This is a genomic window from Nitrosopumilus sp. (genome assembly GCA_029862745.1).
GTDB lineage: Archaea > Thermoproteota > Nitrososphaeria > Nitrososphaerales > Nitrosopumilaceae > Nitrosopumilus.
In genome coordinates this window covers 66188-86560 of the sequence record JAOTWS010000005.1, presented here as the reverse complement: position 1 = coordinate 86560, position 20373 = coordinate 66188, and the positions used below count along the sequence as shown (strand labels likewise).

21 protein-coding genes are annotated in these 20373 nt (G+C 33.7%); 15 read left to right on the top strand and 6 right to left on the bottom strand.

The genetic code is table 11. The features are described 5' to 3' along the window. The first annotated feature begins 12 nt into the window (after window positions 1–12). From argC to OEM44_06670, 8 genes are all read left to right on the top strand, one after another. Window positions 13–1059 carry an N-acetyl-gamma-glutamyl-phosphate reductase gene (gene argC / locus OEM44_06705; GenBank protein ID MDH3516487.1) on the top strand — a complete coding sequence of 349 codons (1047 nt, stop codon included), beginning with the start codon at window positions 13–15 and terminating at the stop codon, window positions 1057–1059. 2 nt (window positions 1060–1061) lie between these two features. Further along, window positions 1062–1865 (top strand): [LysW]-aminoadipate/[LysW]-glutamate kinase, encoded by an 804-nt coding sequence (locus OEM44_06700; protein MDH3516486.1) that lies wholly within the window; start codon window positions 1062–1064, stop codon window positions 1863–1865. Continuing rightward, complete coding sequence (locus tag OEM44_06695) at window positions 1858–3033, top strand: acetylornithine/succinylornithine family transaminase (GenBank protein ID MDH3516485.1); 1176 nt, start codon at window positions 1858–1860, stop codon at window positions 3031–3033. The genes OEM44_06700 and OEM44_06695 overlap by 8 nt, the downstream gene beginning before the upstream one ends. After that, on the top strand, window positions 3026–3445 hold the full coding sequence (gene lysM, locus OEM44_06690; protein MDH3516484.1) for an HTH-type transcriptional regulator LysM: 420 nt from the start codon (window positions 3026–3028) through the stop codon (window positions 3443–3445). Before OEM44_06695 ends, lysM begins: the two co-directional genes overlap by 8 nt. Before the next feature lie 116 nt (window positions 3446–3561). Next, window positions 3562–4722: a 2-isopropylmalate synthase gene (locus tag OEM44_06685; protein MDH3516483.1), complete on the top strand. Its 1161-nt coding sequence runs from the start codon at window positions 3562–3564 to the stop codon at window positions 4720–4722. A gap of 1349 nt (window positions 4723–6071) precedes the next feature. Further along, window positions 6072–8279: an FTR1 family protein gene (locus OEM44_06680; protein ID MDH3516482.1), complete on the top strand. Its 2208-nt coding sequence runs from the start codon at window positions 6072–6074 to the stop codon at window positions 8277–8279. After that, on the top strand, window positions 8260–10386 hold the full coding sequence (locus tag OEM44_06675) for a methylhydantoinase (protein ID MDH3516481.1): 2127 nt from the start codon (window positions 8260–8262) through the stop codon (window positions 10384–10386). Before OEM44_06680 ends, OEM44_06675 begins: the two co-directional genes overlap by 20 nt. A gap of 112 nt (window positions 10387–10498) precedes the next feature. After that, the gene (locus tag OEM44_06670; protein MDH3516480.1) at window positions 10499–11614 is read left to right on the top strand and encodes a PEFG-CTERM sorting domain-containing protein; all 1116 of its coding nucleotides are present in this window, start codon (window positions 10499–10501) and stop codon (window positions 11612–11614) included. A 196-nt stretch (window positions 11615–11810) separates the two neighbouring features. Here OEM44_06670 and OEM44_06665 read toward each other — a convergent pair whose 3' ends face one another. Beyond that, window positions 11811–11945, bottom strand: coding sequence for a hypothetical protein (locus OEM44_06665; GenBank protein MDH3516479.1), 135 nt, complete (start codon window positions 11943–11945; stop codon window positions 11811–11813). 153 nt (window positions 11946–12098) lie between these two features. Between OEM44_06665 and lysW/argW the strand changes: the two genes are divergently transcribed. From lysW/argW to OEM44_06640, 5 genes are read left to right on the top strand one after another with little or no spacing between them, the layout of a single operon-like run. Continuing rightward, window positions 12099–12266, top strand: a complete 168-nt coding sequence (lysW/argW, locus tag OEM44_06660; protein ID MDH3516478.1) for an alpha-aminoadipate/glutamate carrier protein LysW/ArgW — start codon at window positions 12099–12101, stop codon at window positions 12264–12266. Further along, window positions 12263–13105, top strand: coding sequence for a lysine biosynthesis protein LysX (lysX, locus tag OEM44_06655; GenBank protein MDH3516477.1), 843 nt, complete (start codon window positions 12263–12265; stop codon window positions 13103–13105). The genes lysW/argW and lysX overlap by 4 nt, the downstream gene beginning before the upstream one ends. 3 nt (window positions 13106–13108) lie before the next feature. Beyond that, window positions 13109–14236: a M20/M25/M40 family metallo-hydrolase gene (locus OEM44_06650; protein ID MDH3516476.1), complete on the top strand. Its 1128-nt coding sequence runs from the start codon at window positions 13109–13111 to the stop codon at window positions 14234–14236. Further along, window positions 14236–15273 carry a diphthine synthase gene (dph5, locus tag OEM44_06645; GenBank protein ID MDH3516475.1) on the top strand — a complete coding sequence of 346 codons (1038 nt, stop codon included), beginning with the start codon at window positions 14236–14238 and terminating at the stop codon, window positions 15271–15273. The genes OEM44_06650 and dph5 overlap by 1 nt, the downstream gene beginning before the upstream one ends. Window positions 15274–15317: 44 nt before the next feature. Next, window positions 15318–15935 carry an FAD synthase gene (locus OEM44_06640; protein MDH3516474.1) on the top strand — a complete coding sequence of 206 codons (618 nt, stop codon included), beginning with the start codon at window positions 15318–15320 and terminating at the stop codon, window positions 15933–15935. On the opposite strand, the gene OEM44_06635 is transcribed toward OEM44_06640, so the two are convergent. From OEM44_06635 to OEM44_06620, 4 genes are all read right to left on the bottom strand, one after another. Next, a complete protein-coding gene (locus OEM44_06635) occupies window positions 15932–16615 on the bottom strand; it encodes a DUF120 domain-containing protein (GenBank protein ID MDH3516473.1) in 684 nt (227 codons plus the stop codon). The two genes, OEM44_06640 and OEM44_06635, sit on opposite strands and share 4 nt — an antisense overlap. 8 nt (window positions 16616–16623) lie before the next feature. Then, window positions 16624–17769, bottom strand: a complete 1146-nt coding sequence (dnaG, locus tag OEM44_06630; GenBank protein ID MDH3516472.1) for a DNA primase DnaG — start codon at window positions 17767–17769, stop codon at window positions 16624–16626. 151 nt (window positions 17770–17920) lie between these two features. Further along, window positions 17921–18271 (bottom strand): iron-sulfur cluster insertion protein ErpA, encoded by a 351-nt coding sequence (gene erpA / locus OEM44_06625; protein ID MDH3516471.1) that lies wholly within the window; start codon window positions 18269–18271, stop codon window positions 17921–17923. 88 nt (window positions 18272–18359) lie between these two features. Continuing rightward, a complete protein-coding gene (locus OEM44_06620) occupies window positions 18360–18713 on the bottom strand; it encodes a CBS domain-containing protein (GenBank protein MDH3516470.1) in 354 nt (117 codons plus the stop codon). A gap of 305 nt (window positions 18714–19018) precedes the next feature. Here OEM44_06620 and OEM44_06615 point away from each other — a divergent pair, with 305 nt between their 5' ends. Both OEM44_06615 and OEM44_06610 read left to right on the top strand, forming a co-directional pair. Beyond that, on the top strand, window positions 19019–19174 hold the full coding sequence (locus OEM44_06615) for a hypothetical protein (GenBank protein MDH3516469.1): 156 nt from the start codon (window positions 19019–19021) through the stop codon (window positions 19172–19174). A 42-nt stretch (window positions 19175–19216) separates the two neighbouring features. Beyond that, a complete protein-coding gene (locus OEM44_06610) occupies window positions 19217–19543 on the top strand; it encodes a plastocyanin/azurin family copper-binding protein (protein MDH3516468.1) in 327 nt (108 codons plus the stop codon). Between the two features lie 57 nt (window positions 19544–19600). On the opposite strand, the gene OEM44_06605 is transcribed toward OEM44_06610, so the two are convergent. Beyond that, window positions 19601–20362: an enoyl-CoA hydratase-related protein gene (locus OEM44_06605; GenBank protein ID MDH3516467.1), complete on the bottom strand. Its 762-nt coding sequence runs from the start codon at window positions 20360–20362 to the stop codon at window positions 19601–19603. Window positions 20363–20373: the final 11 nt, after the last annotated feature.

Sequence of the window (20373 nt, the reverse complement as noted above, 5' to 3'; positions counted from 1 at the left end):
AGGAGGTTTATGTTGAAGGTAGGTATAGTAGGAGCATCAGGTTATGTAGGTGGAGAGACGCTTCGTCTTTTAGTCAATCACCCAGATGTTGAGATCAGCATGGTAACATCAAGACAACATGTTGGAGAATATCTTCACAGAGTTCAACCAAGTCTGAAAGGATTTACCGATCTGACTTTTTCAGAATTAGATTATGACAAATTAACTGACAAATGTGATGTAGTGTTCACAGCAGTTCCTCATGGGACTGCGACTGAGATTGTAAAGGCACTATATGACAGAGGAATCAAAATAATTGATTTGAGTGCAGACTATAGATTACACAATCAAGAAGCATATGACAAATGGTATGGCTGGGAACATCCACATCCAGATTATTTAACAAAATCAGTTTTTGGAGTTCCTGAATTACACAGAGAGCAAATCAAAAAAGCACAGCTTGTTTCATGTCCAGGATGTATGGCAGTAACATCAATACTTGCACTTGCACCATTAATCAGAAATGATATTATTGACACTGAACACATCATAGTTGATTCAAAGATTGGTTCATCAGGTGCAGGTTCTGGTTCAGGAACTGCACATGCAATGAGAGCAGGAGTTATCAGACCATATAAACCAGCAAAGCATAGACATACTGGTGAGATTGAACAAGAATTAAGCGAAATTGCAGGAAAGAAAATTCGCGTTTCGATGAGTCCGCATGCAGTTGACGTAGTTCGTGGTATCTTGTGTACAAATCACACATTCTTGAAAAAAGATATTGGAGAAAAAGAATTGTGGAAATTATATCGTGAAGTTTATGGAGAAGAGAAATTCATCAGACTGATTCGAGATAAAAAAGGATTATACAAATTCCCAGATCCAAAATTCCTTGTTGGTTCAAACTTTTGTGATATTGGTTTTGATATAGATGAAGACAACAATAGATTAATTGCAATGTCTGCATCAGACAATCTGATGAAAGGTGCAGCGGGATCTGCTATTCAAAACATGAATGTTATGTGTGGCTTTGATGAAATGGATGGACTAAGATATACTCCACTAACTCCTGTTTAGAAATGATCACAATTAAGATTGGTGGAAGTGTTGTTGATAATCTCCACCCGTCCATAATTACAGACATTAAAAAAATTGCAGAGACTGAAGGAATAATTCTAGTTCATGGTGGAGGTAAAGAAGTCACAAAAGTTTGTAAACAACTTGGAAAAGAACCAAAGTTTGTAACATCACCAAGTGGAATCAAAAGTAGATATACGGATAAAGAAACTGCAGAGATTTTTACAATGGTAATGTCTGGCAGAATAAACAAAACAATAGTTCAGATGCTTCAGAAAAATGGCGTTAATGCAATTGGTCTTTCAGGAGTAGATGCAAAAATAATTCAAGCCGATAGAAAAAAGAAACTTCTCATAATGAATGAAAAAGGTAGAAAACAGGCAATTGACGGCGGATATACTGGAAAAATCACCGATGTCAACTCCAAATTTATCAAATTACTCTTAGAGCAAGGATTAACACCTGTAATTTCACCCATTGCCATCAGCGAAGAATCAGAATTCCTCAACGTTGACGGAGACAGAGCTGCAGCATATGTAGCAGGCAAAGTGGGTTGTAGCAGAGTATTATTCATCACAAATGTAGATGGATTACTAATGGATGATATGTTAGTTACAAAACTGACGCTTGCTGAAGCAAAAGAGATCAGATCAAAAATTGGACCAGGTATGGAAAAGAAGATCCTAGCATCTACTGAAGCACTAGATATGGGAGTAAAAGAGGCATTGATTGCAAACGGTCAAAAAGAAAATCCTATATCAGCGGCAATTGCACATGATAACTGTACGGTAATAAAAAATGAGTGAAGATCAATTCATGGGAAATCTCTATCAGAGGTTTCCAGTAACAATTGAAAAAGGGGTAGGATGTCATGTATGGGATGTAGACGGAAAAGAATACATCGATTGTATGGGAGGGTATGGAGTATCACTAGTGGGTCATCAAAATCAAAGAGTGAACAATGCAATCAAAGAACAGATTGACAAAATCATTACAGTTCACAGTTCATTATACAACAAGACAAGAGAGGAATTTTTACAAATACTTATCAAATTAGCACCAAAAGGACTCACACAAGTTCATCTAAACAACAGCGGTGCAGAAGCAATTGAAGCAGCTATAAAATTTGCAAGAAAGTTTACAGGTAAAAAAGGAATGGTGGCAATGAAAGGATCATACCATGGAAAATCACTGGGAGCATTATCATTAACATTTAATCCAAAATATAAAAAAGCATTTGAACCACTTGTTGAGAAAGTTTCCTTCGCATCATTTGGAGATATTGAATCTCTTCGTTCAGTAATTGATAAAGATACTGCATTTGTGATTTTAGAACCAATACAGGGTGAAAGTGGAATAAATGTTGCACCAGAGAGATTTTTGCAAGAAGTAAGAAAACTTTGTGATGAAAAAGGAATTCTGTTAATCTTCGACGAAATACAAGCTGGTCTTGGTAGAACTGGACGAATTTGGGCTTGTGATCATTGGAATACAGCTCCAGATATTTTGTGCCTTGCAAAAGGAATTGCAGGTGGAGTTCCAATGGGAGCCACACTTGTAAGACACGATATTTTAGCTACAATGAGTAAAGGAGAACACTCATCAACATTTGGTGGTAACCCATTATCTTGTGCAGCAGGAATTGCAGCACTTAAGGCATTAACTGAGGATGGATTGATTGAAAATTCTGAAAAAATGGGAAAAATATTCAGAGAGGGTTTAGAAAAACTAAAAGAGAAACACACCATAATTAGAGAAGTCAGAGGGATGGGACTAATGATAGGAGTAGAGATGAAATTTGAAGTAAAAGGTATTTTGATGGCATTGATAAAAAAAGGAGTTCTCATGCTATACTCAGGCAGAAACATACTAAGAATTCTTCCTCCTTTAGTAATATCCGAAGATGATATAAGAAAAGTTTTAGATATTTTAGATATTGTACTAACTGAAGAGGAGAAAAAACTTAATGTATAAAGACAGTATAGATGAAAAAATTATTGGTTACCTCAAAGAAGATGCAAGAGAATCATTTGTAGACATTGGAAAAAAATTAAAGTTATCAGAATCAGCAGTTAGAAGACGTGTAAAAAATTTAGTTGATAACAAAACTATTAAAAAATTTACTTTAGAACTTGGCGAGGAAAATACAACAAGTGCAATTGTTTTAGTTTCAGTAGATTCCGCAATGGACACATCCAAAGTTTCTCTGAAGCTTGCCAAGTTGGACGGAATAAAAACAGTTTATGAGATAACGGGACAATATGACATTACAACAATAATGAGTGGTTCAAGTATTTCTGAGATCAACAATACAATTGACGCATTAAGAAAAATTCCAGGTGTTGTAGATACCAATACCGTAATAATTTTGAGAAAAATAGTGTAAAACGACTTTCGTATTATAAATTGAATAATGAACTAATATAGGATCATTTCTAGTTATTTCCAACGAAAATAGTACGAATATGTTTATATCATCGATCTAGTTCACCGATTTTAGTAATGAAAGATCCGAATCACTATGCAAACATCTACAATGCATATGACAAGACTCCAAAGAAGATACGAATATTAGATAGTACTTTACGAGAAGGGGAACAACACCCTGGTGTTTCGTTTACAAACAAACAAAGGATTCAGATTGCGTGGATGTTAGATTATTTTGGTGTAGATCAAATAGAAATATCACCAGTTGTATCAGGCGACCACAAAGAGGCAACTAAGACAATTATCAAACAAGGATTAAAAGCAGATATTGTTTCCCATGGACGAGCACTAAAAGAAGACATAGATACTTCATTAGATTGTGATGCAAAGTGGTGTGCAGCATATTTAGGAATTTCAGATATACATCTAAAAGACAAACTACGAATTTCAAGAGAAGAGGCACTTGAGAGAGCAGTTGGAACTGTAGAGTATGCAAAGTCTCACGGTCTTAAAATCAGATTTACTGTAGAAGATGGAAGTAGAGCAGAGCCAGAATTTTTGCTAAAAGTTTGCACGGCAATAGAAAAAGCAGGTGTTGATAGAATTAGTCTTCCAGATACTGTTGGAATTTTGCGTCCTATTGGGATGTTCAATTTTGTTAAGAAAGTCAGAGAGGTAGTAGATGTACCATTAGATGCACACGTTCACAATGATATTGGTTTTGCACTTGCAAATGCATTTTCAGCATGTGATGCAGGAGTTGATCAAATTCATACTACCATTGACGGTATTGGAGAAAGAACAGGAATTCCACCTCTTGCAGAAGTGGCAGTAGCCTTAACATATCTTTACAAATCACCAAATGATTTGAGATTAGACATGCTACTTGATCTATCTAGATTAATTGAAGAATACACAAAGATTGTACCTTATGATTCTAAACCAATTGTTGGGAGCTCAGCATACAAACACAAAGCCGGTACACATCTTGCAGCAATTCTTAGAAACCCTGCAGCGTATGAGCCAATTCCACCTAGAGCAGTAGGAAACAGACGACGAATTGTTTTTGGAGAACTAGCAGGAAAAACAGGTGCAGCGTATTTAATGTCATTACTAGGTTTAGAAAAAGACGATGAAGGTGCAAAAGCAGTTGCGTATGGATTAAAGAATCTCAGAATGGGAGATTTAATTGAAATACCACTAGAAGACAGACTTGAGAGAAAAATATCTAAGTAATCTGTGTGTTTTTGGGAAATATCAATAGATCAACAAAAATCACCTATGTTAAATTCTTACGGACATCATGAAATTTCATAGTATCAAAGATTATGATGAAGATGGGAAGATCAGAAACTCATAGGTAATAGAAGCTAGAGGGTAAATTGTTTTAAATTTAATTTGAAAAAGAGAAATATAATTTTGGATCTTAAGACCAAAAACTACCGGTAGTATCTTGGTGACAGATCCTGTAAAGATTAGGATAACGTTTGATTAGTGTGATAGTATTTAGATCCTGCTGATCATTTGTATGGATAAATTCTACCGCTTTCTTTTATACAAATTTGTTCATATCAATAGTAATTCATACGACAGAGTCATCTAACCGTTTAAGCTATCATATCATATAGGATTGGGTAAACTTTGGCCCAATTCTAAAGTATAACATAATAACCAGAAAATTGATTTCATCCTATCCTGTATCTAGTGATGATTCATACGACAGTATTATATTTTAAGAAAAAATATCACATTATGCAAACCACAACAGTCTGGAAATGTTACAGATGTGATATGATCTTTAAGAAAGAGATAACTGCTACAATTCACAACGATGTATTCAAACATCCAGTACAAAAGATAGAGACAACATTATTTGCATAAAACTTTTTATTTTTACTTTTAAACAGATTATAATTACACACTCAAATTTGATTTTTCATAGCAATCACTGAATATTTGTATACACAAATTATTCCTGCTGTGTAACATAGTATTTCATACACTTGCCTTTAGTATATGGGATTTTAGATAAATCGTAAAAATAATAGTCAGTAGATAAATTTTGAACATAAGCAATTCGCTCATGGTAATTTTTTAAAATGTAATTATAGATTCAAATTTAGAAATGATGATTTTTGTATTAGTTATTCTACTCCAATACAATCTTGTTTTGAGTTTATTCTTTGTAAATGTTATTTGAGAATAAATTAATGTATTTCCTTCAAGATCTTGAATTTTTTTATACACTGAACTACTAGGAATTGTCAATTCTTTTTACATTGCAACTACGCTTTTTGATTTATTGATAATTGAAAATAAAATATGCCGGGATTCTAGATCAGATAATTCATTAAAGATCTTATGCATAATATCAAATTTTTTGGTCTACAATGGATCCATTTTTTTATCCTAAAAAATTTTAAAGTAATCTATTTAATAAAAAACCAGTAATTTCAGAAGTGCAGGATTTAGTTTTAGAATAAACTTCTAGAATTTTAATTACATATCTAAAATATTTTCATTCTATGATTGTAGAATTAATCAGAAATTTAAATACCTTCTATAGAATTTTCGACTTGTTCATTATGGAAACTAGAATTATAGTAATATTTCTTGCATTTTTTGTATTTACAATCAGTATTGATGGGGTATATGCATATTCAAACTCGGGAGATATTAGAACCGCTATTGAATCTACGTCCTTGGGATTAGATCAAACCAAAGACAGTTTGATTTTAAATAATTTAGAAGATGCAAAGAAATACTCTACATTCTCTTCAGAAATTTTTGGCAAATATATCCAAACACTCAGAATGACGGGTTATGAACATGTAGATGAGATTCATATTTCATTGTTAGATCTAAATTCAAAAATTAATTCAAATGCTGAAATATTGTCAGAAATTGATAAAAATCTAAACTTACTCCGAAAAATTCCACATGAACAAGATTCAATAAATTATGTGATTGTCAATTTGCTGTCAATTGCAGATGAGCGATATCAGAAGGGAGTTCAAAACAATGATGAAGTATCATACCAAATTGCTCTAAAACTAATCCAAAAATCTGAAAGTTTGCTTGATGAAACAACTTTTGATGATAGGCTTAATCTAGAAATTGAATCTTTTTTCAAGGATCTAAACAATCTTGCAGAGAAAAAGGAAGATTTTGTAAAAGTAAGTAGTTTGATTACTGCCATACAAAAAGATGTTTTAGGCACTCAGACTGTTGCCCTTGATCAATTAGAACTATATCAAAACATCTACAAGATATATGACGAACTTGTTGAATCACTTAATTCAGGAGACTATGTTATGGCTGAAGAAAAAGCCATCATTGCGTATCTTGATAATTTTGAATACTTAGAACCAACAATTGAAAAAATTGACAAGGATTTACTTTATACTCTTGAGATTGACATGCGTGAAAATTTACGTGACATGATAAAAAATAAAAAGACATCTAATGAGATTAAGCAATTTTTAGATGAAAAAATTGTTCCGGATCTTAACAAATCACAATCTTTGATCTCTAAACAATTAATCATAAACTCATCTGTATTAACACAAACTGAGATTTCAGATCAGGATCTTAAAAAAATGGGTGATTCAACTGAAGAAGCAAAATCTATAGTTAGAAATGAAGTTGATTTTATCAGAGATTCCTTGGATGATGTGGTAATTTTTTATGGTGACGGCGACTTCCAGTCTGCTTATGCTACAGCAAGAATAGCATATTTGGACAGTTATGAATTTGTAGAGATTCCACTAAGGGCAATAGATCCTGATTTCACTCTGGAGGTAGAATATCAATTTGCAGAACTGCGAAATCTTATCGATAAAAAAGAAGATTTGGAAAAAGTAAGAGATGTAGTGATTGAAATAAATAGGAATTTGGATGAATCTGAAAGACTTGTAAGCGGAACAGGTTCTTTGGCGCCTTCAATAGCATTTACTTCGTCATTTGCAATAATTTTCCGAGAAGGATTAGAATCTGTCTTAATTCTTGGTGCAATTATGACGTATCTTGAAGCATCAAGGAATAATCAACTGAAAAAATACATCTACTATGGCGTCATTGCAGCATTTGCAGCAACTGCAATTACTTGGATTATTGCATCGTATATAATTGAAATTTCAGGGGCTAATCGGGAATTAATTGAAGCAATAGCTGCATTGTCTGCAACTGCTGTTTTGTTTTATGTGAGTTTTTGGGTTTTAAATAAAATTGAACATAAAAAATGGATGGAGTTTGTAAAGGCCAAGGTGTGGCAGGCAACTACAACTGGTAGTGTTATGGTTTTTGTAATGCTTTCATTTTTTACCGTCTATCGAGAAGGATTTGAAACTGTCTTGTTCTATCAAGCGATGTCGGGTTTTGCAAAATACATGGAAATGTATGTAGGTTTGGGTTTTGTTTTGGGTATTATTTCATTATTGGGGTTATATTATGTGATGAAAAAACTTGGAAAACGATTACCATTACGCGCCTTGTTTGGATTGACTATGGGTGTTGGTGCATATCTATCAATTGCATTTTTAGGAAATGCCATACGAGAACTTCAGATACTAGATATTATTCCATACACTAGTATGATCGGAATAATTCCTAGATTGGACATCAACCTAGCAGCTATGACTGGAATTTATCCCACATTAGAAACTGTAATTGCACAAGCAATGCTATTGGGAGTTTATTTACTTGCATCGTCATATGTATTGGTGTTAAGGCCCAATAAAGAAAGACAACTGGCATCTATGAGAAAATCTAGAGGTGTTAAAAATACCCAATAAACAAAGAATTAGAATTGGAATTGATGTGGGTGGAACTTTTACAAAAGCTGTTGCAATAGATAATAAAACGGGATTGATTGTTTCAAAATCCACTGTACCCACCACCCACACCTCCAAGAAAGGGGTTTCTGAAGGAATAGTGCAGACTATCTCAAATATTTTGAATGAATCTAAAATTAATTTAGAAGACATAGAATTGATTTCTCATAGTACTACTCAGGCAATCAATGCTCTGTTAGAATCGGACACTTCCAAAGTTGGAATAATTGCTATGGGTGTTGGTCCTGAAAAGAAAGATGTCATCAAACGCACAAATTTGCAAGATACAAAAATTAATTCTGAGCAAGACATCAAGATATGTCATACATTTTTGGATACTTCCCATTTGATTTCTGAAGAAGAAGTGAAAGATGCTATACAAGATCTAAAGAATAAGGGTGCAAAAGTGATTGTTGCGACCGAGTCATTTGGTGTAGATGATCCTTCAAATGAATTGTTTGTAATGAAAAATGCCGCAGACCTTAATATGCCATCTACTGCATCGCATGAAATTTCTGGAACCTATGGGCTTGAAATACGAACACTTACAGGTGCAATTAATGCAAGTGTGTTACCTAAAACTTTCCAAGTTGCAAATTTTGTAGAACAAGCAATTCGCGATGTAGGAGTTAAAGCACCATTAATGATAATGAAAGGTGATGGAGGCGTCACAAGCATCGATACTTTTAAAATAAAACCTATCCTCACTATCCTGTCTGGTCCTGCAGCAAGTGTAGCAGGGGCACTTCTTCATCTTAAAGTCACTAATGGTATCTTTGTAGAGGTAGGTGGAACTAGTACCAATATCTGTATAATTAAAAATGGGAAACCCGAATTTCAGTATGTCACAATTAAAGATCATCCAACATGTGTTCGTTCTATGGATGTGAGAATTTTAGGAGTTGCAGGAGGTAGCATGGTTAGACTCAAAGACAATAGAGTGTGGAAGATAGGGCCTAGAAGTGCCCATATTGCTGGACTAAAATATTCCTGCTTTGCAGATCCTGAAGAACTAAAAAAAGGGAAAGTAACTAGGATTAGACCTAAAGAAAACGATGATGAATATGTCGTAATTGAGTGCAAAAGTGGACTATATGCTATTACAAACACATGCGCTGCTAACGCTTTGGGGATGATTGATGGTGATGACTATGCATTTGCAAACAAAGAATCTGCAAAAATTGCTATTGAGATTCTAGCAAAAGAACTGGGTGTGACATTTATCGAAATTGCCCAGTCCATAATCCAAACATCCTCTTTTGAGATAATGAAAACAATTAGTAAAGTTATAAAAGAATTTAAACTAAATCCTCAAACAACAAAAATAGTTGGTGGTGGAGGGGGTGCATCTGTATTGGTACCATTTGTGGCAAAACAACTACAATTACAATACCAAAAGGCAAAACATGCCGAAGTCATATCATCTATTGGTGTTGCATCATCAATGCTGCAAGAAGAAGTTGAACAGACATTAATTGATCCAACTCCAGAATTGATCAACCAGGCACATAAAAAAATTCATGCAATGATGATTGGTAAAGGAGCAGTTCCTGAATCAATTGTAATTGATAGTCAATATATCCCCGACAAATCTATTTTACGAATAACTGCTATCGGAAATGTAGAACTCGACAGTGTAGAAACCACAAAGAATGTTTTCACATTACATGAAGCAAAAAGTAGAGCCAGTGAAATACTCCAAATTTCAGAAGAATTAACTGATCTTAGTTTTGAATCTGATCATTATCTAGTATTTGCTGGACATATTACCGAAAAACATCTTTTTAGTAAAAAACATCGTCATCCATTTCTCATACTTGATAGATTCGGTAAAATGAAAAAATATTTAAAAAATGGAAAGATTTTCCAAGGTGGAAAAATGTCCATACTTGAGGAATTAGATGATTTTCTAGAATCTAGGAATAATGATGTTGCCCCGCAAGTATATCTGATCAATGATTTAAAATTGATTGATTATTCTAGTTTAACATCATCTTCCCACATACTCAATGCAGTCAAACAAGAGTTAGATGAAAATGAACGAGCATCAATTGTAATTGAATTATAAAATAATATAGAAATCCATAGTTAATTTTTCACGTAGTTACAATTCTACACATTTAGAATAAATTCAAAGAATACACCAACCCTTTAAATCGATATTCTATAGTTAACGACTAATGACAAAAGTTACAATATTGACATTTCTGATGACTTCTGTTCTTCTCACTACTGCTTTTTCACAAGTAGTTTCTGCAGAATCCTATCAAGACAAAGTCGACTTTGCTTCTTCCCTTGAGGAAACACTTGGGCATTTTTGGGCATTAGAACAAAATCTTGATGATAAAAATGCGGAACTTGCGTTAATTCATGCAACACATCCAATTTCAGAGCTGTATGATTCAATGAAACCTACACTAAAGGCATCAGATTCTAACCTTGATGCTCAAGTTCAAAAAACATTGATGGAACTAAAAGATAAGGTAAACACCAAGGTAACACGTGCACAGGCTCAGCAAGCGATTGATGATGCAAAAGGCGTAATTGCAATAGCACGTTCAACTGTTGTTGGAGATGAATTGAGTAAAGAAACGGCATTTAAGACTGAATTAATGAAAGTCTTACTTGAAACATCGATAGCAGAGTATGGCGAGGCAGTATCTGATGGAGTCATCGCCGAAATGGCTGAATTCCAGGATGGTTCTGCATTTGTATGGAGATCACAACAGATTTTCAGCGAAATAAAACCAGATATTGACTCACACATGGCCGAAGAGATTGATGAATTTTACATAGATCTTTGGGCAGCATATGATGCAAAAGCAGATCCTTTGCAAGTTGAAAATATAGTGAAGAGTATAATTCATGAACTTGATGAAGTCTTAGGTGTTGAAGATGAAGGAAACAATCTATTAGATTATGTCAAAAACATAAGAGAACTACTTGAGCAAACAAAACTAGAGTATGGTAATGGTAATACGGACTTGGCACTAAGCCTTGCTACAAAAGCATATCTTGATAACTTTGAATTTCTCGAAGCTCCTCTCATTGAATTAGACCAAAAAGAACTGATGGAGGAAGTAGAAATCATGTTAAGAGAAGATCTCCGAAATATGATTAAAGACAAGGAATCCATCTCTAAAGTTAATTCACAAGTGGATGTAATTCTTGAAAAAATTGATACTGTTGCAACAGTTGTCCCAGAATTTGGTACTGTTGCAATGATGGTATTGATGGTTGCGATTATAAGCATTGTTGTAATTACTGCAAGATCTAGAATCAGTCTAAGAGTTTAGACCCTCTTTTCTATTTTTATTTTATTCAATTAAACATGGATGCACTAAATTTTTAATTCATAATTTAAAAAATTAAGAATTTCTATCAATCATTCCGATAAAACGGATATAATTAGTATTACATCACATTGATTCATTTCATAAATGGGCATATTCTGAACAGATGCCTTCATGCTTTAAAAAAGTCCTTTTCTTCTTATTCTGAGGCTTCAAAAATTGCCATGGATGAAACTTGATTATCAAATGCATCTAACCACATTATTCTCCCTTGTGACTGCCATTCATCAATAAAGGTAGATTTTGCAGAGGAATCATTTAATTCAAAATACAACTATTTTACAAAAACGAATAATAAGATAAAATACATATTCTCATTACTGTTTTTATAAATTAGTGGTAATTTTGGAAGATAATGAATTTGTTAGGAAAAATACGATAATAAAGATAATTAATGATAAATAAAGAGGATTAATTGAGATAAAATATGTCAAAATGTGAAGAATGTGATGCAGACATTTCTGTTCCAAGTGATGCACTTGAGGGGGAAATTGTAACATGTCCGGAATGTGGCGCAAGTTTTGAATTAGAAAAAAAATCAGACGGTTTCCAACTAAAGCCTGCCCAAACGGTTGGCGAGGATTGGGGACAGTGAGTCCTGACGTTACTATTCTTTACGATACCATCCGTTGGGAAGAAAAAGCCCTGTTAGAAGCAGGTAAAAAAAAGAACATCAACATACAGATGGTTGATTGTAAGAAGTTAGCATTAGATTTAGAAAAAAAACCCGAGGATTATGGGGTAGTCATTCAGAGATGTGTAAGTTATTACAGAAATCTTCATTCAACTGCAGCACTTGAAGGACTTGGTGTTAAAGTGATCAATTGCCTTAACACGGGTGTTTTTGCAGGAAATAAATTATTTACACATATGTTATTAAAAAAATTTGGAGTTCCAACACCTGATGCAACTGTTGCGTTTTCAAAAGAATCAGCATTGGAAGCTTTGCAAACTCAAGGATTTCCAAGAGTCATCAAACCAACAGTCGGTAGTTGGGGAAGATTAATTTCAAAATTAAACGATACGGATTCTGCAGATGGAATTCTTGAGAGCAGAGAAAATATGTATCCAATTTATCAGATTCACTACTTAGAAGAGTTTGTACAAAGACCACCAAGAGACATTAGAGCAATAATGGTAGGAGATAAAATAATTGCAGCAATTTATAGAATTTCAAAACATTGGAAAACTAACATGGCACTTGGAGGAACAGCCGAACCATGCAAAATAACACAAGAAATGGAAGAAATGTGTATAAAGGCAAAACAAGCAGTTCAAGGAGATATCGTAGGTGTAGATTTAATGGAAAGTGATGAGAAAGGACTAGTTGTCCACGAGGTCAACAATACAACAGAATACAAGAACACTGTAAGAGTATGTGGAGTAGACATCCCATCAGCAATGCTTGATTATGCACGGAAGATAGACAAATAAGAATTGGACACAAATTTTACAGTTACACCAAGATTTGCAGTTAAGATGCTTGAAAAAGCATTAAGACTTTACACACCATCTCTTAGTGAAAAACCAATGGCGGAATTTTTAGCTGACAAATGTGATGATTTAGGGTTTGAAGATATTCAAATTGATGAAGTAGGAAATATAATTGCAAAAAAAGGTTCTGGATCACCAAAGATCATGTTATGTGGACATATGGATGTAGTTCCAGGAAAAGTCAAAGTAAGAAAAGAGGGAGATGCTCTTTATGGGCGTGGTGCATCAGATGCAAAGGCACCATTGATGGCAATGTTATTTGCTGCAGCATCAATTCAAAATAACAACGGAACAGTATTTTTTGTAGGAGCTGTAGATGAAGAAGGGAACGCCACAGGAATTAAAAATCTTGTAAAAAAAGAGATGGGTATTGATTATGCAGTTTTTGGAGAGCCAAGTGGAATTAAACAAGTTACAATCGCGTATAAAGGAAGATTAGCAATTAATCTTAAAATCAGTGTAGATGATAGTTCTCATGCAAGTGCACCGTGGCTTTCAAAAAATGCAATTCAAGAATCGATGATTTTTGTAAAAGAACTCAAAGAAAGATTAGAGATGAATCAAGAAGGTAAATCCAAAGGGATGCTACTTACTATAACAATGACAGAAATTAAAGGTGGAACAAGTCATAATGTAACACCAAAAGATTGTGAGACCACATTTGACATTAGAATTCCAGTAGATATGAACTGTAAAACTATTGAACAAAAAATTGCTACACTAGTAAAAGAAATTGCCCAAGAAAGAGAAGTTGAGGCATTCTACTCAATTCTTGATGAGACAGAGCCATTTGAGGCATCTCATACTTCACCATTAGTAAGAGCATTTACTCTTGGAATTATGGAAGCAGAGCACTCAAGACCAACCCTAATTAGAAAAACAGGTACAGGAGACATGAATGTTTTAGGCAATCAATGGAATATTCCAGTGGTTACATATGGTCCAGGTGATCCACATGAAGCACATACAATTGATGAGAAAGTCTCAATTGATGAATATTTAAGAGGTATAGAAATTCTCAAAAAGACCCTACAGCATTTAAAAAGACTTCACGACAGAAATATTCAGTAATGTTGTGGTTTATAGGTTTAGGAATTTCTGGATTTAAATCAATTCCTATTGAAGCATTAGATGCTTTATCAAAGGCAGATACTGTATATCTGGAACAATTTACCAGTCCAATTGGAAAATCTGATTTAATTAAAATCAAAAATGCTACAAAAGGTGAATTCATACTAGCTAAAAGATGGATGATTGAAGATGGTAAAGAGATTTTAGAAAATGCAAAGAAGAAGAAAGTGATCTTGTTAGCATACGGAGATCCATACATTGCAACAACACATATCGAATTAAGAACTAGAGCAATAGAAGAAAAAATAAAGACACACTCTATTCACGCATCTTCATCTCTTACTTCAATTATTGGTGAATGTGGTTTACATTTTTACAAAGTTGGAAGAATTGCAACAATTATGAATGAAATTAAATCACTCACAACTCCTTACTATATAATTTACAAAAATATCATTGAAGGAAATCATACTATGTTACTTTTAGAATATAATCAAGACAAGAATTTCTTTTTAGATCCTAAAGATGCATTAGAGATATTAGTAGAAACAGAAAAAGGACAAAAAAGAAATGTCGTAAATTTATCTACATATGTAATAGTTGCATCTAGAATTGGATTCAAGGATCAAAAAATAATTTCAGGTAAAATTTCTAGTTTAATGAAGATTAATTTTGGTAAACCTCCACATACAATAATTATTCCGGGAAGATTACACTTTACAGAATCAGATGCACTCAAAATATTTGGTCAGTGTGTAGATGAACCGTATGATAACAGTGAAAAAACAAAAAAGATTTCAATTCAGATGATGAAAAAGTATGTCCCAATGGTAAGAGACGCACTTGAAGAAATTACACCATATTATAAAGAACAAAAAGAATTTCATGGGATTTTAGAAAATGCAGAGCTGTATGTTCAAGATGCAGAAAAATTTCTAGAAGATGGTCAAGAAGAAGTAGCAATTTTGAGTATAGGGTATGCAGATGGTCTTGTAGATGCATTAAGATTGGCAAAAGGCCTTGAACCAAAAATGTAATTTTTAGTAATGAATTAAAGAGAGGTCTTAAAAATAAAAAAGCATTGGAAAAAAATGAAAAATTAATTCTTTCTGCTATTTACATAGGCGAAATTCAGGAAAAGGCACCATTTGAAATAATTATGGAAAAAATAATGTTATCATCTGATGAAGTCAACTCTAAGATAGACAAGTTAATTAAAAAACAACTTGTAAATAAAGACAGAAAAACACTAACTGGAATTGGTAGAGATTCATTAAAAATTGTATTAGCAGGAGGAGTATTTGACATAATTCATCCAGGTCATATATACACATTAAATGCCGCAAAAAAACTTGGTGATGTTCTAGTGGTAGTTGTGGCAACGGATAACACAGCAATTAAGATGAAGAAAAGGACACCACTTCATACACAAAATCAGAGACAGGAATTAGTAAACTCACTTTCTATGGTAGATCTTTGTTTGATAGGACAAGAAGATGATATTTTCAAGACGGTAAAACACGTCAAGCCCCAAATTATCGCATTAGGGTATGACCAAATTCATCAAGAGCAATTCATTACAGAAGGATGTAAGAAAATAAATTTGGATGCAAAAGTTGCAAGATTGCAATCTCCAATTCCAGAAAGTTCTAGTTCTAAGATAGAGAAAGAGTACGGTGAATCAATTCATGGACTCTAGGAATTTATTGAAATTTTAATTAAAACTTTAGAACCATCTTTTAATTTCGCAGTTTTTCTCAAACAGTATTTTGAGATTAATTCAATGATCGATGTATCATGGTGTGTGCGCTCAAGTATAATCAATTCGCAGTTTATAGAATTATTTAGTTTAGCGGTAAAACATTTAACCCAACCATATGTTCTTTTACCATCTGAAAAGCTGTCAATTTTAATGCCATCCAAAGTTTCAAATTGTTTTACTGCTGCTTGATGGATTTTTTGATCCAGTAAAACATTAAGAGTTCCAGGGAATGGGATGTATCCAATTTTTGATTGGAACTGTTTTGTATATCCTTTTAATCCCATATAATATGCGCCCTCACCCATTCCAGAAATCAATGTTCCTTTTAGTTCAACATGAGATGGTGATGAATCCAAACTTTTTTGTAAAATAGATGAGAGTTTTACCATCTCAGAAAATCCTTTTGGAGTAATTTTTACAGATATATTTCTCCCATTAATTATTCTCTCAATAAATTGATTTTGTTCTAATTCAACAAGATGTTTTGATGCTGCTTGTTGAGATTTATGGATATTCTTTCCAAGTGATGAAGTAGTAATAGAAACATAGTTGTGTTTGGCACCTTTTGATAATAAATAAGAAAGAGTTAGGATGTGCTGAATCTTTAATTCAGTCATCTAAGATCCTAAGATATGCCTAAATCACCGAATGTTTTAAGCGTCATTCCATCAGAGTTTGATAGCTTGGCAATTCTATGACCAATGATATATTCAACACCAGCAGTTTTGGCACCTTCCAAAAGCCTTTGAGTGATAATTCCATCCAATAGAAGGTATTTGATTCCAGATTGTGTAGATAATTTGCTTACAACTTCACTGATTGGAACTTTAAATATTTCATTCTGATCACCGTCTAATGCAACTGCTTCAAGAGTTTCATTAAGATTTGAGAAAACCTTTGCTGCCATTTCTGCAACTGGTTTATCATCTTCATTTTTGAGTATGGGTGTTGATTTCCCATGTTTGATTTCATCAGCAACAGGTCTCAGAATCTCGTCAATTCTTTGTGGAGTTAATTCTTCAACTTCGACATCTTTGTCTGCTCGTAATTCATAATCTAATGTAACTACAGATTTGAGTTCTTTGAGAATAAATCCACCTGCTCTATCACCATCGATGAAAGCAACAACAGTATCTTTTGAATTACATAGTTCTTTGATAGATTCATCAATTTTTGCACCTTCAATTGCAAGTGCATTATCATATCCAGATCTTAAAAGATTGATTACATCAGCTCTTCCTTCAACCAGAATAACCCAATTAGAAGTAAACAGACCAGAACTACAGGTTAGTTTTGATGGCCCATAGGTTGCTAGTTTTCCAGTATCACCCTGATGAACATCATTTAGCATGCTTTCACCCTCACTAACAGTCTTAGTTGCCCATTTTTGCTTGATCTCTTTTGCACGTCTTACAATATCTTCTTTCTTTGCAGCACGAACATCATCAATTGCTTCCAATTTGAATTTGCAATCAAAGGGGCCAACCTTGTCAATACTTTCAATTCCTGCTGCAATTAATGCACAAGTATCAATATCCGTACTCATAGGAATTAACGCATCACCAAGTGTTGTGTTTGATGTAGATTTTGCATTTACTTCAATGCGACCTACCTTAGAAACCCGTTGCAGTTCATTCAGATTCATCTCAGGGCCCAACAGTCCTTCTGTTTGGCCAAAGATAGCTCCGATTATGTCTGCCCTTTCAACAAGTCCATCAACTTCATAGGAAAGTTTAACGTGATATTTGACAATTCCTGATTTACCGGACATAGGTTCATCTCCTTTATTTTCATAATTTTGGTCTCTACTTTCGATATATAAGGTATCGCAAAAATTACTCAAAAAATAGAAATTTTTTTCAGAAAATATGCATCTACAGCATCGCTAGAAGTGAACTAAAAATTAAAAATAAAAAAATTGTTTATTCAGTGCTAAATGAGTGACCGCATGAACAGGATTTTGTAACATTTGGATTATTGATTTTAAATCCAGAACCCATTAGGCTTTCAATATAGTCTACATTTGCACCTTGTAGATGATCAACGCTATAGCTGTCAACTAGGAGTTTTACTCCATTTTCTTCCATGACGATGTCATCCTCTTCTGGTACTTTCTCAAAACCCATTCCGTAGGACAGACCAGAACAACCGCCACCTTGAACATATACCCTAAGGTACTCAGGAGACTCGGCTTCTTCTTTCATAAATTCATGGATTTTTTCAGCTGCTTTCGCAGTAACTGTAATCATCTTTTGTGTTTGTTCAGTTGCCATAATGAAGAAAATGATGTTTCAAATTATAATAAGCTTTTCCCACCCATCACACTAGTAATAAAAGAAATTATCAATATTCCAGTCTATTCTAGTAATTTGTAATGTATTTAAGTAGATCACTTGGGGTGAGTATTCCAACAACTTTGTCGTCATCAATTACAGGTAATTTTCTGACATTTCTTGTAGACATGAGATCAGAAGCTATAGATAGATCAGAAGTTGGATCGATTGAGATCAAAGGAGAAGACATTATTCTTCTAACTAGAGTCGATACAGGAAAAGAATGAGCCGTAATTTTTATAGCAAGATCCCTATCAGTTACAATCCCAACAGGTAAATTATTTTCTAAAACAATAACAGCTCCAATTCCAGTATATTCCATCATTCTTGCAGCATTAGCTGCAGTAACGGAGGAATCAATGGAAATAACTGAATTATTCATAATATCTCTCACACATGTTTTTTGTTGAGTGTGATTGGAGAAATTCATAGACATATCTTAGGAAATCATATATTTCAAAGGATTAATTGAATTTCAATTATGATAATCATGTTCATTAAAATCAGAATCTAACGGTACCAATAAAGATATGGTGTTATCAGTTGTTTGAAATTTAAGTTCTTTCATGTAACATTTTTTATTTTTTTAAAAGATCATGAAAATTATTTAGCACCTACATAAAAAAGATAAAAATCAAATCTAAGAATAGACCAATCAATTAAAATCATTGTTAAACCATGTTAAACATGGAACAAATACCAAGAAAAATAATTATTCTGACAATGATGTTTTCAATCCTGCTAGTTTCTATTTCAACAAATATTGCAAATGCAGAGATGATTCCAGAGTGGATAAAAAATAATGCGTTATGGTATGGTCAAGGAGTTATTTCAGAGACTTAATTCCTAAATGCTATAAAATTTTTGATAGAAAATGATGTCTTGGTGATAGAAGATTCAGAGACGAGATTTTCTAAAAACATAGATGCAACAGTGGTAATTCCTAATGGAAATTCAGGCATTACTAATGTTGGATTTTACTTGCCATTGAATCTAGAGATTCCTGTAGGGGTTACAGTCACATGGGTTAATAATGACTCAGTACCACACAATATTCAAAGTCAAGATGATTCTGGAAAAGTCACAGATATCTTCAACAGTCCGCCACTGAACACAGGTGACAAATTTGAATACACATTTGATGAAGAAGGGATCTACAAATACCATTGCTCATGGCACCCATGGAGAATTGGATTGATTACTGTAAATTAGAGTTATAGAAACTCTAACTATATTTTTTGAATAAAATAAAAATGAAATTAGAAATAGCTATTTCTTTGATTTGTTAACAAATGCTGTCATACGATCTTCTCTATCATGATGGGTAAAGCAATTTCTCCAGGCAAGAAGTTCTATGGAAAGACCAGTATCAAGGTCTGCGTTTCTTCCTTTATTTATTGCAACTTTAGACATCTGAACACCCATTACAGAGTTTGCAGCTATTTGTTGTGCCATTTTCAAAGATTCTTCTTGTAATGATGCAAGAGGAACTATATGATTTACAAGGCCAATTTCTTTTGCCTCATCTGCTTTGATCATCTTGCCAGTATAAACAAGTTCTTTGGCTTTTGCTATTCCCACAATTCTCATCAATCTTTGGGTTCCACCCCAGCCAGGAGGGATCCCAATTGTTACTTCTGGCTGACCGAGTCTGGCAGTATCTGCAGCTATACGAATATCACAGGACATTGCAAGTTCACAACCACCACCTAGAGCAAAACCGTTAATGGCTGCTATTGTTGGTTGTTTTACTAATTCGACTGTTGCAGTTACAAGTTGACCAGTTTTTGCATATTCTACTGATTCATCTGCAGTGATTTTTGACATATATTCAATGTCTGCACCTGCAGAAAATGCTTTTTCGCCCTCACCAGTCAAAATGATAACTTTGACATCATCATTCAGATTGAGTTCTTCAAAAGTATTGATCAGTTCTTTTGCAACATCGGTATTCATGGCATTGAGTTTGTCAGGTCTGTTAATTTTGACCGTACAAATACCATCAGAAGTAGATGTGGTAACTAGTGACATATAATCTGCCA

What these genes read in the sequence shown, in the direction of transcription:
- OEM44_06700 (MDH3516486.1), top strand. Translation starts at nt 1,062, where the DNA reads ATGATCACAATTAAGATTGGTGGAAGTGTTGTTGATAATCTCCACCCG.
- OEM44_06695 (MDH3516485.1), top strand. Translation starts at nt 1,858, where the DNA reads ATGAGTGAAGATCAATTCATGGGAAATCTCTATCAGAGGTTTCCAGTA.
- lysM (MDH3516484.1), top strand. Translation starts at nt 3,026, where the DNA reads ATGTATAAAGACAGTATAGATGAAAAAATTATTGGTTACCTCAAAGAA.
- OEM44_06685 (MDH3516483.1), top strand. Translation starts at nt 3,562, where the DNA reads ATGAAAGATCCGAATCACTATGCAAACATCTACAATGCATATGACAAG.
- OEM44_06680 (MDH3516482.1), top strand. Translation starts at nt 6,072, where the DNA reads ATGGAAACTAGAATTATAGTAATATTTCTTGCATTTTTTGTATTTACA.
- OEM44_06670 (MDH3516480.1), top strand. Translation starts at nt 10,499, where the DNA reads ATGACAAAAGTTACAATATTGACATTTCTGATGACTTCTGTTCTTCTC.
- lysW/argW (MDH3516478.1), top strand. Translation starts at nt 12,099, where the DNA reads ATGTCAAAATGTGAAGAATGTGATGCAGACATTTCTGTTCCAAGTGAT.
- dph5 (MDH3516475.1), top strand. Translation starts at nt 14,236, where the DNA reads ATGTTGTGGTTTATAGGTTTAGGAATTTCTGGATTTAAATCAATTCCT.
- OEM44_06635 (MDH3516473.1), bottom strand. Translation starts at nt 16,615, where the DNA reads ATGACTGAATTAAAGATTCAGCACATCCTAACTCTTTCTTATTTATTA.
- dnaG (MDH3516472.1), bottom strand. Translation starts at nt 17,769, where the DNA reads ATGTCCGGTAAATCAGGAATTGTCAAATATCACGTTAAACTTTCCTAT.
- erpA (MDH3516471.1), bottom strand. Translation starts at nt 18,271, where the DNA reads ATGGCAACTGAACAAACACAAAAGATGATTACAGTTACTGCGAAAGCA.
- OEM44_06620 (MDH3516470.1), bottom strand. Translation starts at nt 18,713, where the DNA reads ATGAATAATTCAGTTATTTCCATTGATTCCTCCGTTACTGCAGCTAAT.
- OEM44_06615 (MDH3516469.1), top strand. Translation starts at nt 19,019, where the DNA reads ATGGAACAAATACCAAGAAAAATAATTATTCTGACAATGATGTTTTCA.
- OEM44_06605 (MDH3516467.1), bottom strand. Translation starts at nt 20,362, where the DNA reads ATGTCACTAGTTACCACATCTACTTCTGATGGTATTTGTACGGTCAAA.